This window comes from Phormidesmis priestleyi BC1401, assembly GCF_001650195.1.
Classification (GTDB): Bacteria; Cyanobacteriota; Cyanobacteriia; order Leptolyngbyales; family Leptolyngbyaceae; genus Phormidesmis_A; species Phormidesmis_A priestleyi_B.
This window is the reverse complement of record NZ_LXYR01000156.1, coordinates 1-1,413: the sequence shown is the minus strand read 5'-3', so window position 1 is coordinate 1,413 and position 1,413 is coordinate 1. Positions and strand designations below refer to the sequence as shown.

Here is a 1,413-nt window from a genome sequence, read left to right as displayed (position 1 = left end):
GAACACCGGACATGTTAATTATAAAATCCTGTAAGTCATATAGGAAAAGACTTTTAGGCTTAGCGTACGATTTTGTCCGAATTCCCCGTTTGCCCCTCATACGTCGTCTTCCTTAGGAAACGAAACTCCAGCTCTGTCTGAGCGTTTTATAGTTTGAGCGGAGGATTTTCTGTCCTGCATGGCACTACCAGACCTAACGGCTGCTAAAAGTTTTGGCTGAAATACTTTGTCAGCAGCGCTTGAGCGCAAGCTTGCTGAACTTCGTCAGATGAGTTTGTAAGTTCTTGCAGCATTGCTTTTAGCTGCATGAGCGCCAAGTGAGAAGGCTGCGTCCTGTTATTTTCCCAGCGGACAATGGTTGGAGAAGCAACACCTAACTTCAAAGCAAATTGCGCCTGTGTCAGTCCCAGTAGATGACGCAACTGACGAATAACTTTGCTCACGTTAGTCCGGTGTTCGGTTGAGGTGCCAGGTGTAGTTGCCATAAGCCTCTAGTCGCTGATTGATAGTTGATCAGAAGACGTTTTACCAACCAGAGAACAGAGGAAACTACTAAGCGTCTACCTTTAGGAGGAAATCATCTTGTTTTGTCGTTGGTGTCAGACTCCTCTTTCGCGCTACGCGTGATCAATTTTTGATGGTGTACCGAGCCAAATTAAATGATGTCGAGACAAATTCGTGTCGTGCAGCAAACTGGTTCTGCTACAGGGTGACAGAACCAGTTTGCTGAGTGACAAAATCACCAGGTCATCAGAATTGGCAGGTGGCTTTCAAGTGGGAAAGCCGCCTGCTCTAGCTTTGCTGCTTCAGCGGCATTAATGTGTCTCCACGACAAATAAAAAGTCACTGTACAAATCCCGTTGCACACCGACCATACAGAGTTTTTTCGTTAAGTTCGAGATGTTGCCTGCGGCGGGTGAACGGGGTCGTTATACGGCTTTGGGATTGAGCCGAGATCCGCGTAAGTTATGCCATGGAAGCTCGAAAGCGCTGCTAATTGTTGGTTCTAGGCAAAGCCACTTCTAGTTGGTAAATCATTGGTTAACTGCGGATTGTGCAGAAGTCCCCGGAAATGAGACAGCCTCATAAGCGTTGCGGAGTCAGGCAAAGGACTCGTTTTCTGGCGCTGTGCGATCGTCCGTCAGTCTCACGAGTTTTGGGCGTTACAACGGACTACAGAAAGAGAATTTAGGTCAAGATTAGTCCAGACCGTTTTTGAGACAACCTGTCTCAATCTGAGATAAGCACTGAAGTTTGCCAGTTCAGGTTGATCACGGTTGATAACGATCGTGGTCAGATTCTAGATTGACTAATTAAGTTAATCTCATTTAGAGACTTAAATAACATCAAAGTGATATCACTGAAGGAGCGGTTTGGTGTTGGTTACTTAGCTATCTCACGCTCCAATTTCTC

At 46.0% G+C, this 1,413-nt stretch carries 1 protein-coding gene; it reads right to left on the bottom strand.

Translation table 11 applies throughout. The features are described 5' to 3' along the window. Nucleotides 1-203 precede the first annotated feature (203 nt). Nucleotides 204-485 carry a helix-turn-helix domain-containing protein gene (locus tag A8707_RS26140; protein WP_068820371.1) on the bottom strand — a complete coding sequence of 94 codons (282 nt, stop codon included), beginning with the start codon at nucleotides 483-485 and terminating at the stop codon, nucleotides 204-206. Nucleotides 486-1,413 lie beyond the last annotated feature (928 nt).